Annotated in this window: 8 protein-coding genes, 4 tRNA genes and 1 pseudogene; 12 read left to right on the top strand and 1 reads right to left on the bottom strand. The window is 36.7% G+C overall.

The window, feature by feature from the left end:
- The first annotated feature begins 59 nt into the window (after positions 1-59).
- The 9 genes from KFO35_RS01925 (at position 60) to gor (ending at position 7,433) form a co-directional block, all read left to right on the top strand.
- A tRNA-Leu gene (locus KFO35_RS01925) sits at positions 60-145 on the top strand.
- Positions 146-155: 10 nt separating this feature from the next.
- Positions 156-229: transfer RNA gene (locus KFO35_RS01920), tRNA-Arg, on the top strand.
- 21 nt (positions 230-250) lie between these two features.
- Positions 251-324, top strand: a tRNA-Pro gene (locus KFO35_RS01915).
- 57 nt (positions 325-381) lie between these two features.
- Positions 382-455: transfer RNA gene (locus KFO35_RS01910), tRNA-Arg, on the top strand.
- A 134-nt stretch (positions 456-589) separates the two neighbouring features.
- Positions 590-1,057, top strand: coding sequence for a CtsR family transcriptional regulator (locus KFO35_RS01905; protein ID WP_002310600.1), 468 nt, complete (start codon positions 590-592; stop codon positions 1,055-1,057).
- Between the two features lie 6 nt (positions 1,058-1,063).
- Positions 1,064-3,550, top strand: a complete 2,487-nt coding sequence (locus KFO35_RS01900) for an ATP-dependent Clp protease ATP-binding subunit (RefSeq protein ID WP_002315794.1) — start codon at positions 1,064-1,066, stop codon at positions 3,548-3,550.
- A gap of 220 nt (positions 3,551-3,770) precedes the next feature.
- Positions 3,771-4,694 (top strand): peptidase U32 family protein, encoded by a 924-nt coding sequence (locus tag KFO35_RS01895; RefSeq protein ID WP_002315795.1) that lies wholly within the window; start codon positions 3,771-3,773, stop codon positions 4,692-4,694.
- A 5-nt stretch (positions 4,695-4,699) separates the two neighbouring features.
- On the top strand, positions 4,700-5,953 hold the full coding sequence (locus KFO35_RS01890; RefSeq protein ID WP_002315796.1) for a peptidase U32 family protein: 1,254 nt from the start codon (positions 4,700-4,702) through the stop codon (positions 5,951-5,953).
- 133 nt (positions 5,954-6,086) lie between these two features.
- The gene (gene gor / locus KFO35_RS01885; RefSeq protein ID WP_156272052.1) at positions 6,087-7,433 is read left to right on the top strand and encodes a glutathione-disulfide reductase; all 1,347 of its coding nucleotides are present in this window, start codon (positions 6,087-6,089) and stop codon (positions 7,431-7,433) included.
- Between the two features lie 93 nt (positions 7,434-7,526).
- Here the strand turns inward: gor and KFO35_RS01880 are convergent, their stop codons facing one another.
- Positions 7,527-8,942 (bottom strand): AcpB/EbpR/MafR family transcriptional regulator, encoded by a 1,416-nt coding sequence (locus KFO35_RS01880; RefSeq protein WP_156272064.1) that lies wholly within the window; start codon positions 8,940-8,942, stop codon positions 7,527-7,529.
- A 717-nt stretch (positions 8,943-9,659) separates the two neighbouring features.
- On the opposite strand from KFO35_RS01880, the pseudogene KFO35_RS01875 reads away from it, so the two are divergent.
- From KFO35_RS01875 to KFO35_RS01865, 3 genes and pseudogenes are all read left to right on the top strand, one after another.
- Positions 9,660-11,085: pseudogene (locus KFO35_RS01875) on the top strand (AcpB/EbpR/MafR family transcriptional regulator).
- Between the two features lie 98 nt (positions 11,086-11,183).
- On the top strand, positions 11,184-11,513 hold the full coding sequence (locus tag KFO35_RS01870) for a hypothetical protein (protein WP_025477334.1): 330 nt from the start codon (positions 11,184-11,186) through the stop codon (positions 11,511-11,513).
- A 28-nt stretch (positions 11,514-11,541) separates the two neighbouring features.
- On the top strand, positions 11,542-14,196 hold the full coding sequence (locus tag KFO35_RS01865) for a V-type ATP synthase subunit I domain-containing protein (RefSeq protein WP_002315801.1): 2,655 nt from the start codon (positions 11,542-11,544) through the stop codon (positions 14,194-14,196).
- Positions 14,197-14,230 lie beyond the last annotated feature (34 nt).

Genomic DNA, 14,230 nt, shown 5'->3' with positions numbered 1-14,230 from the left:
CTTGCCAAGGTGGGGGTCGCGGGTTCGAACCCCGTTTTCCGCTTTGCCAAAGCAATCGCGCCGGGGTGGCGGAACTGGCAGACGCACAGGACTTAAAATCCTGCGGTGAGTGATCACCGTACCGGTTCGATTCCGGTCCTCGGCATTTTAAATATGCGCCCATAGCTCAACTGGATAGAGTGTTTGACTACGGATCAAAAGGTTAGGGGTTCGACTCCTCTTGGGCGCGTAGTCTTTTTTATTTTTTAAACGGGAAGTAGCTCAGCTTGGTAGAGCACTTGGTTTGGGACCAAGGGGTCGCAGGTTCGAATCCTGTCTTCCCGATTTTTTTTATCTTGCTTTTTGTTTTCAAATGATTTATAATTTTTTTAAATTGAATATGCGCCCATAGCTCAACTGGATAGAGTGTTTGACTACGGATCAAAAGGTTAGGGGTTCGACTCCTCTTGGGCGCGTCGATACGGAATAGTATATTCCGTATTTTTTTTGTTGATTCTAAAGGATTTATTTAACAAAAAGCGTTCTTCTTTCTTTCTATTACCAAATTCGTTATAATTAAGGTCAATATTAGTCAAAGGGAATGAATAAGATGGCACATCAGAATACCTCGGATTTAATTGAATCATATATAAAGAAAATTCTGGAAAATAGTGAAATGATCGAGATTCGAAGGATTGAAATGGCAGACCTCTTTAACTGTGTTCCTTCACAAATCAACTATGTGATTAATACCCGTTTTACCATCCAACGCGGTTATTTAGTAGAGAGCAAACGCGGGGGTGGCGGTTATATACGAATTGCGAAAGTAAGAATTTCAGATAAAAAACAGTTACTTGAGCAGATAAATCAGTTGTTTGATGATACAATCAGTGAGAAAAATGCTTTTGCTATTATTCAAAAACTTTATGAAGACCAAATAATTACAAAAAAAGAAGGAAACTTGATGTTAAGTGCAATTGCAAAAAACACATTGAATTTCAATGAATTTGAAGATCATACACGTGCTCGGATTCTCCGAGCATTTCTGGAACGTTTAAGTTATGAAGATGGGAAGTGAGATTAGATGGAAGAACTTTTTACTGAAAGAGCCCAAGCGGTATTAGAAATTGCACAAGAAGAAGCAAAACGATTAAAACATCAATCAGTTAGTTCAGAGCATGTTTTACTAGCGTTAGTAGTTGAACAAAATGGAATTGCTGGAAAAGTATTACGTGAAATGGATTTGAATGAGACAGAAATTTATGAAGAAATTGAACATCTGATTGGTTATGGCGGTATCCGTTCTTACCCTAAAGGAGTCTTTCTTCCATATTCTCCAAGAATGAAACAAGTTTTTGCTTTAGCTAGCAGCGAAGTAAAGAAAACGGGTTCTCAAAAAGTTGGAACAGAACATATTTTGATGAGCTTATTAAAAGATGAAAGTATCATGGCTACTCGAATCATGATCAACTTAGGTATCAGCCTTTCAAAAGCCCGACAAGTTCTGAAACAAAAAATGGGACTAGCTGGTGATTCGGGTGGAAAGGGAATGAATCGTCGTAGAAATATACAAGATAAACGGCAAACACCGCAAGGAACACCTACACTGGATTCATTAGCACGTGATTTGACGAAATTAGCAAAAGAAAACAAGTTGGACCCAGTTGTTGGTCGTTCTAGAGAAGTGAAACGGCTTATTCAGATTCTTAGCCGACGGACAAAGAACAACCCTGTACTGGTGGGCGAACCTGGTGTAGGTAAAACAGCCATTGCTGAAGGACTAGCACAAAAAATCATTTTAGGAGAAGTACCAGAAGACATGCAAGAAAAGCGCCTGATGATGCTTGATATGGGATCTTTGGTTGCTGGTACGAAATATCGCGGTGAATTTGAAGATCGAATGAAAAAAGTCATCGACGAAATCTATAATGATGGTCAAGTAATCTTATTCATTGATGAATTGCATACCTTGATTGGTGCAGGTGGAGCAGAAGGAGCAATTGATGCTTCGAATATCTTGAAGCCGGCGTTAGCTCGAGGAGAATTACAAACGATCGGAGCAACGTCCCTAGATGAATATCAAAAATATATCGAAAAAGATTCTGCATTAGAGCGACGTTTTGCACGAATTCAAGTAGATGAACCAACTCCTGAAGAAGCGGAAGAGATTCTTCAAGGATTACGTTCAAGATATGAAGAGCACCACGGGGTAGAGATTACAGATGAAGCTGTGCGGGCAGCAGTGAATCTTTCTGTTCGTTATATCACTTCTCGTCAACTACCTGATAAAGCTATTGATTTGATTGATGAATCAGCAGCGAAAGTCCGTTTGGATCAAACCGATCACTTAACAAAATCAACTGTAATCAAATTAGAAATTGATGAATTAGTACAAGAAAAAGAAGCAGCAATCCAAAAACAAGACTTTGAAAATGCTGCACAATTACGTAGACAAGAAAAAGCACTACGTAAAAAGCTACAAAAAGTTTCTGCAATCGAAGCAAAACAGGAACAAGGATATGCTGATCGTGTAACAGAAGAAGATGTTGCTACAGTTGTATCGGAGTGGACTGGTGTCCCTCTACAGCAGTTGGAGAAAAAAGAAAGTGAACGTTTGTTAGAATTGGAAGGTCTCCTGCATGAACGTGTGGTTGGTCAAGATGAGGCTGTCAAAGCAGTTTCACGCGCCATCCGTCGTGCACGAAGCGGCTTGAAAGATCCTGACCGTCCAATTGGGTCATTTATGTTCCTTGGACCAACTGGTGTCGGAAAAACAGAATTGGCCAAAGCACTTTCAGAAGTCATGTTTGGAAGCGAAGATGCCCTGATCCGTGTTGATATGTCAGAATTTATGGAAAAATACAGTACAAGCCGATTAATCGGATCTCCTCCAGGATACGTAGGGTATGATGAAGGTGGACAGTTGACAGAAAAAATTCGTCAAAAACCATATTCAGTGATTCTCTTAGACGAAGTGGAGAAAGCACATCCAGATGTTTTCAATTTACTTCTGCAAGTATTGGATGATGGTCATTTAACAGATTCTAAAGGTAGAAAAGTGGACTTTAGAAATACGATCATGATTATGACTTCAAATATCGGAGCGACACAAATCCGAGAAGAAAAAAATGTCGGATTTAATGTCCAAGATGTCACGAAAGATCATAAAGCCATGCAAAAACGTATCTTAGAAGAGTTAAAGAAAGCTTTCCGACCTGAATTCTTGAATCGAATTGATGAGACTGTCGTCTTCCACTCATTGAGTAAAGATGAAATCCATACAATCGTCCAAATCATGAGTAAAGCGATTATCAAACGATTGAAAGAACAAGATATTCAAGTGAAAATCACCCCATCCGCAATCGATGTGATCGGGAAAGCCGGATTTGATCCTGAATATGGTGCACGTCCAATCCGTCGCGCACTTCAAAAAGAAATTGAAGATCGATTGAGCGAGGCGTTGCTTGGCGGAGAGATTCGTTTAGGTGACCACGTAACAGTAGGTGCTTCAAAAGGAAAGATCACATTGAATGTTCGCGGACCTAAAAAGGAAACAGTAGGTTCCCTATAGGTACTTGGTCTATGTAGCTGAATTTTTATAATAGTAAGACTTGATTAAGAGGTTGTGACAAGTTTTTTGTCACAATCTCTTTTTATATTTGGACAGAATATATCGAACTTTATTTTGACTTTTTGTGAAATAATTTTCAAAAATCCGACTTTAAATAGAAGAAGTATTGGAAAGTTTTTAGAGCTATGCTACTATTATGAAGTTGTAGGAGGAGGAAATTATGATCGAACTCATAACCACAGTAGAGACTATCAAACAAGCAGAACAGTTGCTTGCTGCAGGTGCAGACACACTATATTTCGGTGAAGAGCAATTTGGATTGCGTCTGCCTGCTTCATTTACACGAGAAGAACAGCGACAATTAGTAGAATTAGCACACAAGCATGGTAAAAAAGCAAATATTGCTGTAAATGGGATCATTCATCCTGAAAAAATGAAAAATGTACCTGAATATTTGGCTTTTTTAAAAGAAATAAACGTAGATGTGATCACAGTTGGTGATACAGGTATCATTTATACGATGAAAAAAAATCCTGAATTGCGTATACCGTATATTTATGATGCTGAAACATTAGTAACGAGTGCACGTCAAATCAATTTTTGGGCGAAAAAAGGCGCAGTTGGCGCAATACTTGCTCGTGAAGTTCCTTTTGAAGAGATGAAGGCGATGGAAGAAAAACTCGACATCCCTGTAGAAATCCTTGTGTATGGTGCTACATGCATCCATCAATCCAAACGTCCACTGCTACAGAATTACTATAACTATACGAAGCAAGACGAACAAAAAGATCGTGAAAGAGGTCTTTTTATCTCGGAACCTAAAAAAGAAGAGACACATTATTCTATTTATGAAGATAGTCATGGCACACATATTTTTGCCAGTAATGATCTAAATCTCTCGAATGAATTGAATGAACTTTATCAGCATCATTACCGTACATGGAAATTGGACGGGTTATTTACTCCAGGCGAAAATTTCGTGAATATCACTCAACTATTCGCCGAAGCAAAAAAACAAATTTTAGAAGGTAGCTGGGATCAAGCAAAAGCAGAAAAATTGACGAGCGAAATCAACAAATTACATCCTGAAAACCGTGAATTAGATACAGGATTCTTTTATATTGATCCTTCTGCTATCAAATAAGGAGTATGATGAATGAAATGACAGTAAAAAGAAAATTGAAACGTCCAGAAGTCTTAGCGCCAGCAGGAACACTGGAAAAGTTAAAAACAGCGATCCATTATGGAGCAGATGCAGTATATATTGGCGGAAATGCGTATGGTTTAAGAAGCCGTGCAGGCAATTTTACTTATGAAGAAATGGCTGAAGGGGTTGCTTTTGCAAAAGAACACGATGCAAAAGTGTACGTGGCTGCTAATATGGTCACCCATGAAGGAAATGAAGAAGGCGCTGGGGAATTTTTCCGCAGTCTGCGCGATGTCGGTATTTCTGCAGTGATCGTTTCTGATCCAGCTTTGATCGAAATTTGCGCGACAGAAGCTCCAGGTCTGCCGATCCATTTATCCACTCAAGCTTCAGCAACCAATTTTGAGACATTGGAATTCTGGAAAGAGGAAGGGTTGGAACGTGTCGTTTTAGCTCGTGAAGTTTCAATGGAGGAAGTGGCAGAGATCCGTAAAAATACGGATATCGAAATCGAAGCATTTATTCATGGAGCCATGTGTATCTCTTATTCTGGTCGCTGCACATTGTCCAACCATATGTCAATGCGGGATGCGAATCGTGGCGGATGCTCTCAATCTTGTCGCTGGAAATATGGATTGTTCGATATGCCTTTTGGTCAAGAACGAAATAGTTTGACTGATACAGGAGAAATTGAAGAAGAATTCTCGATGAGTGCAGTTGATATGTCCATGATCGAGCATATTCCAGAATTGATTGAAAACGGCGTAGACAGCTTCAAGATCGAAGGAAGAATGAAATCGATCCATTATGTATCTACAGTGTCAAACGTCTATAAAGCAGCTGTAGACAGCTATATGAAAGATCCTGAAAACTATGTCTGCAAACAAGAATGGATCGACGAGTTATGGAAAGTGGCACAACGAGAGTTAGCTACAGGCTTTTATTACAATACACCAACTGAAAACGAGCAATTATTTGGTGAACGTCGTAAAATCCCAGTATATAAATTTGTCGGTGAAGTATTATCTTATGATGAGGCAACACAGATTGCTACGATACGTCAGAGAAACTTATTCTCTGTAGGGGATGAAATCGAATTGTATGGTCCAGAGTTCAGTCATTTCAGTCAAACAGTCGAAATCATGCATAATGAAGAAGGGGAATCCATTGACCGAGCACCAAATCCAATGATGGTTTTGACCATGCCAGTCGCACAACCAGTGAAACCTGGAGATATGATCCGGAAACGTAAATAAAGAAAAAGCTGATACAGTCCTGTTTCAAGCATCTTCGCATACAAAATCCAAGAAAAGTGTTACACTTGTTTTCTGTAGAAAAAGGATCGTTAAATAAAGGTTTTGATTGATCTCTTCAATAAGGAGGAACAAAATGCAAATATATGATTACATCGTAATTGGTGGCGGCTCTGGCGGTATTGCTTCAGCAAACAGAGCAGGGATGCATGGCGCAAAAGTTTTGCTGATTGAAGCAAATGAATTAGGCGGAACCTGTGTCAATGTCGGTTGTGTACCTAAAAAAGTCATGTGGCAAGCAAGTACGATTTTGGAAACAATTGAACGTGATGCTCCAAGTTACGGCATCCAAGCAGATTTAAAAAGTGTCGATTTCGTTGGTCTAGTAGAAAGAAGAGAAAAATATATTGATTTTCTACACGGTGCTTACCAAAGAGGATTAGATAGCAATCATGTCGAGGCTATAAAAGGATACGCTACTTTTATCGATAGTCAAACGATCGAAGTAAACGGTGAAACTTATCATGCGCCTAAAATCTTGATTGCGACTGGAGGCCGTGCAAGCAAGATGAGCATTCCTGGTGGCGAGTACGCCATTGATTCAAATGGATTTTTTGAATTAAGGGAATTACCTAAGAGAGCAATCGTTTTAGGAGCTGGATACATCGCAGCTGAACTTTCAGGTGTATTTCGTGGTTTAGGTAGTGAAGTCATGTGGGCATACCGAAAAGAACGTCCACTTAGAACGTTTGATAACATGCTTTCGGACAATCTGATCCAAATGTACCAAGAAGCTGGGATCAAGACTTACGCACATCATATTGCTAAAGAAATCACTAAAAACAATGACGAATACACGGTGTTATTTGAAAATGGCGAAACCTTAACTGGCGATTGTGTCCTTTTTGCAGGCGGGCGTGTACCGAATACTGAAAATTTAGGTCTGGAAAATACAAATGTCGAATTGGACGAAAAAGGATTTATTAAAGTAGATAAATACCAAAACACAACGGATGAACATATTTTTGCGGTTGGTGATGTAATCGGTAAATTAGACTTGACTCCTGTTGCAATCGCAGCTGGCCGACGTTTGTCGGAACGTTTGTTTAATGGGAAGAAAGATTCTTATCTGGACTATAATCTTGTTCCGACAGTTGTCTTTACGCATCCACCAATTGCAACGATTGGATTGACAGAAGAAGAAGCATTGGAAAAATACGGCGAAAATGAATTGAAAGTTTATCGCTCACGCTTTACTCCAATGTACTTTGCTTTGAGTGATTATCGCCAAAAATGCGAAATGAAATTGATTTGCGTCGGAAAAGAAGAAAAAATTGTCGGCTTGCATGCTATTGGTGTAGGTGTCGATGAAATGCTACAAGGTTTTGCTGTGGCTATCAAGATGGGCGCAACAAAAGAAGACTTTGATAATACAGTAGCCATCCATCCAACAGGGGCGGAAGAATTCGTAACGATGCGATAATTTAATACTAGCAGTTCCAGCAGCTTTTTATTGAATAAACCAATGTAAAACCAGAAAATCAGTATACTGATTTTCTGGTTTTTTGTTTTTTAACTATTTATGTAAGATTGCTTCGATATTTTCCCAAAACGAATAAGTAGGGAAGTTGGATATTTTGATCATCTTCGTATTCAGCTGGTTCCTATCTAAAGGAAAGTCAGTCAAAACCAAATCATATTGATTGATCAACCGATAGTTCAAATCAAAAAAGCTATCCTGATATTCTTTTATTTCTTTTATCTCAGGAAATTTTTTAGTTAACAATTCCTTATATAAGAAACGAACTTTCGGTTCTTGAGAAGAAAGGATCATGACTGTATATGTCTTTTTTTTTGGAATGATTCGATCAATAAGAGCTGGAGACAGCAAAACCAGTTCTTCCAGCAATTCTTCATATAATAGACGATTGGTTAGAATAAACGAATAATTTTCTTCCACCAATGCTTGTTCATAAAAAGAAAGAATGAGTGGTTCCGATTTCAAGACGATCACAAAGAATTGTTTAAAGGAATTGGTTAGAAAAGGTAAAAACTTCTTCTTGAAAGAAATCAAATGATACAAGTAATTTAATTGCTGATCAGATAACATCGTATCAGTAGATAAAGAACGATAGAAATTTTGTGACAAGTTTCTTAATTTTTTGATTTCATGAGCTGGCGCCTTTACAGAAGCAAAATGGCTGATTGGACGCAAAAGTTCACTAGCTGTTTCTTTAGTTAAATAGAAATGATAATTTTTCTCCATAACGGAGCAAAATGTAATGTTATTTTTCGTTCGCTCAAAAAATAAATCAATATCCATTTCGAGAGGTTGGCTTTTCAACTGATCGGATAATTTATGTTTCTTTCCGATCCGGATAATAGAAATCAAAAACAGCTGTTTGTGGCCAGATAGTTTGTTTAATGGAGGATAAAGTTTCATGTATCGTTTGATAGCTGCAGACAATATTTGGGAATGAGGAAGTTGATCCGGTGTATAGATCTCCTCAAATAAACTGCAGTAAAAAAAACGTATTTGTCTCTCCTCACCTTGAATATGTACATATGGAGTAGTGTGGATTCTAAAAAGAAATCCTCGCTTTTGAAAGGATTCATTCAGAAACATAATGATTCTGCGAATACTTGCTGTACTTAGAAATAACTGATCTGCTAGTTTAGCAATACAAGGTTCTTGCATCAAAATGATTTTCAACACTTGTATATGGCTTGAATGTTTTAAGATAGTACTCGTGATGCTTTCTAAATTATATTCACAAGGTAATCTCAAAGAAACTTTCTGTTGCTCGTCGATATGAATAGATGCCGGAGAATGAACAAAATTAAATGCGGCAATATCAGATAAGAGTGTTTTTTTTGTTACAGCAATTTTCTTCTCTAAGTCTTCTAAATAAAATGAATCCATACTCAAAAGCATGGCTAATCTTAACTGTCTTTCTGATAATTTTTCAAGCATAGTTATATCTTCTGTCATATTTCCATCTGCGTTTTTTAAGAAATAATAGATAAAACGCTCCTTCACTTCCTTTCTTTTCGGTCGTTCTTAACCATTATCCCACGTTGTAGAGAAAATTGATTCATTTGTATGTTTGTTCAACAATTTTAAGCAACAGGCAGAATAAACAGCAAAAACAGAATGCTTTAACCTCATATTTTTGTTAATTAAAATAACTAAATAACCATAGAATGAATAGTTAGATGTTTTTTATTTTTGTTATTTTTAATTATGTATTTATAAATCATTATTGTACTCTCTATATTTACAGTAAAAAAATAAAACATAAATAAAAAGCTTAGATAGAAATATCATGCTTATGTTCTTTAGATTATTGTTATTTAAAATAGCAAATATAACTACTGAATGAAAACTAAACCAACTATACTTTTAATTATTTTATATAAAATTGTTTTTTTATTTATATCTTCGAGGGTTGAAAATGATATTTCAAGGGAGTTGCTCTTCATTCGATTTTTTGTTTCCGAAAATAAAAGATCGTTTTCTTTTATTTTTTTGATACATACTCCCTTAGATATAGTTATTTATACTGTTTATCCAAAAATAATAATTATAACATACAAAAACAGTTTTTAAGAAACAGGTTTTCCAAAATAGAAAAAAAATAATACTAAATTCTAGCGTAAATAACTGTAGGATAGATTTAATAGCAAACGAGAAAAGGGGAAGTAAAAAATGGTAGGATTTTTGGAAAAACAACTAGAGAGACAAATCATGCTGATCTGCTTGTTAAGCATGGATATGGCTGAGATCAACGACCTTGCGGAAGAGCTAAAAGTGACGGATAAAACAATTATTGCAGATATTGATAATTTTAATTCTTCTTGTTTTCCTGCGTACATCGAGGTCAATCAGTATAAAGAAGTAACGTTGAAAATACCCAGTAACCTCAATTTAGATGATATTTTTATCAAGATCCTAAATAATTCTATCTATATAGAAGTCTTAAAATACATTCTGATTTCAGAACCGTCTTTAACTGAGATTTCAGCTAAATTATTTTTTGAGTAAGACAAGTGTCAGGAGAATCATTACCAAAATAAATACGTACTTTTCAAAAGAAAGATTAGATATACAAATCATCTTAACCACCAGACTACAAATCATCGGTGATGAAATATATATTCGTAAATTTTTCTCAAGTATGTTCAAAGAAATCTGTAAAGAAAAAGATCTTCCTTATTTTGAAATGATTTATAAAATGTTGAAACGTTGTTTGATCAAGCAAGGACGGGATGCTAGCTCTTCTAAAATCATTTATACAGTCTATTATATTTTTACTTCGATCATTCGAATCGGGAACGACCATCTGATTCCCAAAGAGGAACTGGCAGATCGGCCAGCTGTCGTTGACTCAATTATGGAAACGATCAAGAGCGATACCGTCTTCTGCACGCTTATCAATCAAAATTATAAATTTGTGATCAGTAGAGAAAATATAGAAAATATTTTGAGCCCATATCTCAGTCTGCTTTTTACCAATCCAGCTGAAACAGATGAGTATATGCTCAGAAGAGTAGAACTGTTTCTTAAACATTTCTATTATCTTTCCAATATCAATGAAACGGTCACAACTGAAAAGGTTTTGCATTTCACCAGTTTTATTACCTTTTATAAAGAATTGACTTTTTTCAAAGTCAGCTATGCAGATATCTTTTATAAGAAAATCCTGAAGAAAAAAGTCCAGATATGGGAAGCTTATCAAAGTGCATTGATCATCTCTAACTTATCCTCTGTACGGAAAAATGAACTTTTGTTAAAAGAATTACTGTTGGAGCTGATTGTCTCTTCGAATGAATTATTGCATCGAGTGGAGCCAAAACTAAAAGAACGGTCTATTTTGTTATTAAGTTCACAAGAAATGGGACTTCCTATTTTATATAAGAACTTGATTTTGAATAAGTACCCTTCTTTTAAGAAAGTCGATATTTATGAAAAAGATGTTTTTTCTTTAGACTATACACTGATCAACCAATATGACCTAGTATTGACCGATGTGAATTTGAATTTGAATCGTATATCTTCTGCCATTCTGAAAATTTCTAAAGTACCGACGGATGCTTTCTGGCATAATTTGGAAACGTTTCTTCATTCTACTTGAGAAAAGAGTTGCCAATAAATTATTATTTCGGAAAAAGTAGGTGTGGTATAGACAATTTTCAGCGTTAAGATAAAAACAAAAACACTGGAAGAACGAAAATGAAAGAGTTAATCGGTTTATTTTGTATTTTATCCTTTACGTTCAGAATATTGGCCTCAATGATCAAAGCATTGTATTACGTGGCAAGAACCCTTGTTTTATTACCAGTCGCAGGATACAAGTGTTACAAAGAATGCAAAGCCAACAAAAGAGAGAGTAATCTTTCAAATATTTCATCTACATCATCAAGGGAAAGCAATAGACAATATGGGACTATTGCCAATCGGATATCAGATGCTTCCAAGGATGCAGACAAGACAAATAAGTTAAAAAACGAACCGATTTTACCCAAGAACAAGCAATTTGTCGTTAACCACAACAGTATATAGAGTAAAAATCTGAGAGGAAGTAAAAAAGATGCTTACACCAATCAATCAAAAGTTATTTGAACTTCTGGAATATGACCTAAAAGACGAAAGATTTACAAAAGACCTGTCTATTGTCGACAAAGAACAACGAAGTAAGGCCACTAAGATCGATATTGATATCAATGGGTTGAACGAATCCCTTTCAATGGCAATTAACAAAAAGATCGAAACTCTAACGGAAGAAAAAAAGTTATATGGTTATCTTTCAGAGGAAAAGAAACTTCAAAGCATCATCAATAAGATAAATGAAAAGCCATTCGTTGAGTTGGAGCAGGAAAGAAAAACATTCGAGGAGAAGCTTGAAAAAGTCACTGGCCATCAAGAGAAGATCAAGCAAGAAAAAGGCACGGTTGTTTATACATCCGATCAAACGTTTAACACTGAAACCTATCAAAATGAGAAGCTGATTTTGTCTCGAATAAATGTGGCAGAAAACAATCGTCTGATCGGCAACATAAATGATTCTATCCTAGCAGCTGAAAAAAGAGTAAACATACTAAGAGAGGAATCGAGGAAACTAAAAAACCATTTATCTCAAAATTTAGAGGTAATAGAACAGAAAATTAAAGAACTTAAACCTATGCTACCCCCAACACCTAAAGAAGAACGGCGAAAAAGTTGGGAAATGAATAACGATGTGGTAATTGTACAGCTCGAAAAACTAGAAAAAGAAAAAACAGTAATTGAATCACAAATCAAAACCATTGATGTTGCAACTTCACGAACTGTTCCTATTGCACAAGTAGAATTCTCCAAAAATCTGTCAAAAAAGGAAGATATCCCCAAAGAGCAGCCTAGCCAAATAGTCAAAGAAAGTGTACCTTTGCATCAAGCTGATAGTGAAAAGGTGCAGCCGAGTATTCCAGTGCCACCACCTATGCCACGTGATCCATTATGGCAGAGACAAGAAACACAAAAGTCAGAGAAAGCACCTCATCCTATTGAGCCGAACGTTATCATTCAAGAGCAACCTAGCCAAAAACGGGAAAATGGACCTCGTCCAAGAGCTGCTAGCGATCCTGGAGAGTCTCGGACAGACGTACCAGATAGTGGTAAAAAGACGCAAGATACACCTGAAAGAGACAAGAAAGAGGAGCCGGATAAATCAACTAAAGATGCTTTACATACAGCAATCGGCGAAAACTTAAAAGCTAGACAAGAACTGCTCCAAGTGACGATTGAAAAACAAAGAGAAATACTTGGTATCATTCCTAAAAAAGCAAAACATTTACCAGAATTAAATGCGATAGATAAGAAGATCCAAGAAAATGAAGCCGAACTCGCAAAACTGAAGCCCCAGTTAGATGATCCTAAAACGTGGAAGCCCGAAATGATCCAACTGCCAAAGGGGCAATCCGCTACTGTTGAAAATATCAAAGCAGATACTGACAAGATCAAAACAGATATCGAAAAGATCAAAAGCATGGATATCAAAGATTTAAAAAAAGAACTATTCCCACATTCTAAAAAAATGCGTTGGCTCCGCCGAGCGTTGCATCTATGGCCTTTGGCGGCATACCCTTTATTTGTGAGTTGGGCAGTGATGATTTTACCAGCTCTGACGGTTAGTCTCTATGCGGCACCAGTTGCGATTACTGCTTTTTCTTTCTTTTGTGCCAGTTATTATGTCCCTAAATTGATCAATTATGCGAGGAAAAAAATAGCCAATCGACGCGAAGCTCAGAAAGATAAAGAAGAACTAAATAAAGGACTGACAAAAGAAAAAGAGCAGCCAGAAGTAACAAAAGAAGTAACAAAAGAAGCAGTCAAAGAAACAGAAAAAGAAGCAAAGAAAACAGATATAACGACAAATGAAAAAGGCAAAGAAACGCTTAAAGGAGAAAAAACGGCAGAACCAAGTCTAGAACCTTCCACGAAAAAAGATTGGAAAGCCAAAACGAAAGATTTCTTGAAGAACAATTGGAAGACACTAGCGATCATAGTAGGCGGAAGTACGTTGATTGCAGTAGCTTCTGTATTCCTCATGCCAATCATCGCACCAGGACTAGTTGGGGCCGGTATATTTACCCTTGGAACTGTAGCGTTGATGGGGACTTCTGTGGGTATCGGGGCGCAACTGATCGACAAATTTGGATTGAAAAAAGTAGAAAATCATTTGAATAAAAGAGAAGAGAAAAACTTTGATCAAAAATTAGAAAAAGCACTTCGTACATTTGACCTCTCGAATCAAAAAGAAGAGAAAGTGAAAGAGGTACAAGAAGTAACTAAAGATTCAAAAATGAAAGAAGCAAAAGAACAAGGCATCTCGTCAGATATTTCTCGAACAAGCCTAGTAGTTTCTCAGGATGCTTTAGGTGCCAAAAGAAGCTCAATAAGTTCTCAAAGTTCTCAAAGTTCTCTTGGATCCATAGACTCCAACTTGTTTGCATACTCAAAAGATAACCAACAAGTAAAAGAACCTAACAAAGTAATTCCTATAAATCAAAAATTGACAGAAAATAATCGAAATGTGTCTTCTCAAGTTTCACCAGTAACAGGGTCACGTCAATTTCAAGATTTAAAACAAGATGCAGTTGTTAGGGCAGGTAATCAAAACGGAAAAGATGATAGCAATAGAAACAGCCCAGCACGTACCAGAAGCAACAGTCAACCAACTCCAAAAAAGGAGCAGATAGTCCATTAAATGAAACAGAAGAAAAAATGAAAAGGAGAGTCAT

Origin of the sequence: Enterococcus lactis (genome assembly GCF_015751045.1) — a bacterium.
GTDB classification, from domain to species: domain Bacteria; phylum Bacillota; class Bacilli; order Lactobacillales; family Enterococcaceae; genus Enterococcus_B; species Enterococcus_B lactis.
Note: the sequence above shows the minus strand (reverse complement) of the source record. Positions and strands in the feature narration are given on the sequence as shown.

What these genes read in the sequence shown, in the direction of transcription:
- KFO35_RS01905 (WP_002310600.1), top strand. Translation starts at nt 590, where the DNA reads ATGGCACATCAGAATACCTCGGATTTAATTGAATCATATATAAAGAAA.
- KFO35_RS01900 (WP_002315794.1), top strand. Translation starts at nt 1,064, where the DNA reads ATGGAAGAACTTTTTACTGAAAGAGCCCAAGCGGTATTAGAAATTGCA.
- KFO35_RS01895 (WP_002315795.1), top strand. Translation starts at nt 3,771, where the DNA reads ATGATCGAACTCATAACCACAGTAGAGACTATCAAACAAGCAGAACAG.
- KFO35_RS01890 (WP_002315796.1), top strand. Translation starts at nt 4,700, where the DNA reads ATGATGAATGAAATGACAGTAAAAAGAAAATTGAAACGTCCAGAAGTC.
- gor (WP_156272052.1), top strand. Translation starts at nt 6,087, where the DNA reads ATGCAAATATATGATTACATCGTAATTGGTGGCGGCTCTGGCGGTATT.
- KFO35_RS01880 (WP_156272064.1), bottom strand. Translation starts at nt 8,942, where the DNA reads ATGACAGAAGATATAACTATGCTTGAAAAATTATCAGAAAGACAGTTA.
- KFO35_RS01870 (WP_025477334.1), top strand. Translation starts at nt 11,184, where the DNA reads ATGAAAGAGTTAATCGGTTTATTTTGTATTTTATCCTTTACGTTCAGA.
- KFO35_RS01865 (WP_002315801.1), top strand. Translation starts at nt 11,542, where the DNA reads ATGCTTACACCAATCAATCAAAAGTTATTTGAACTTCTGGAATATGAC.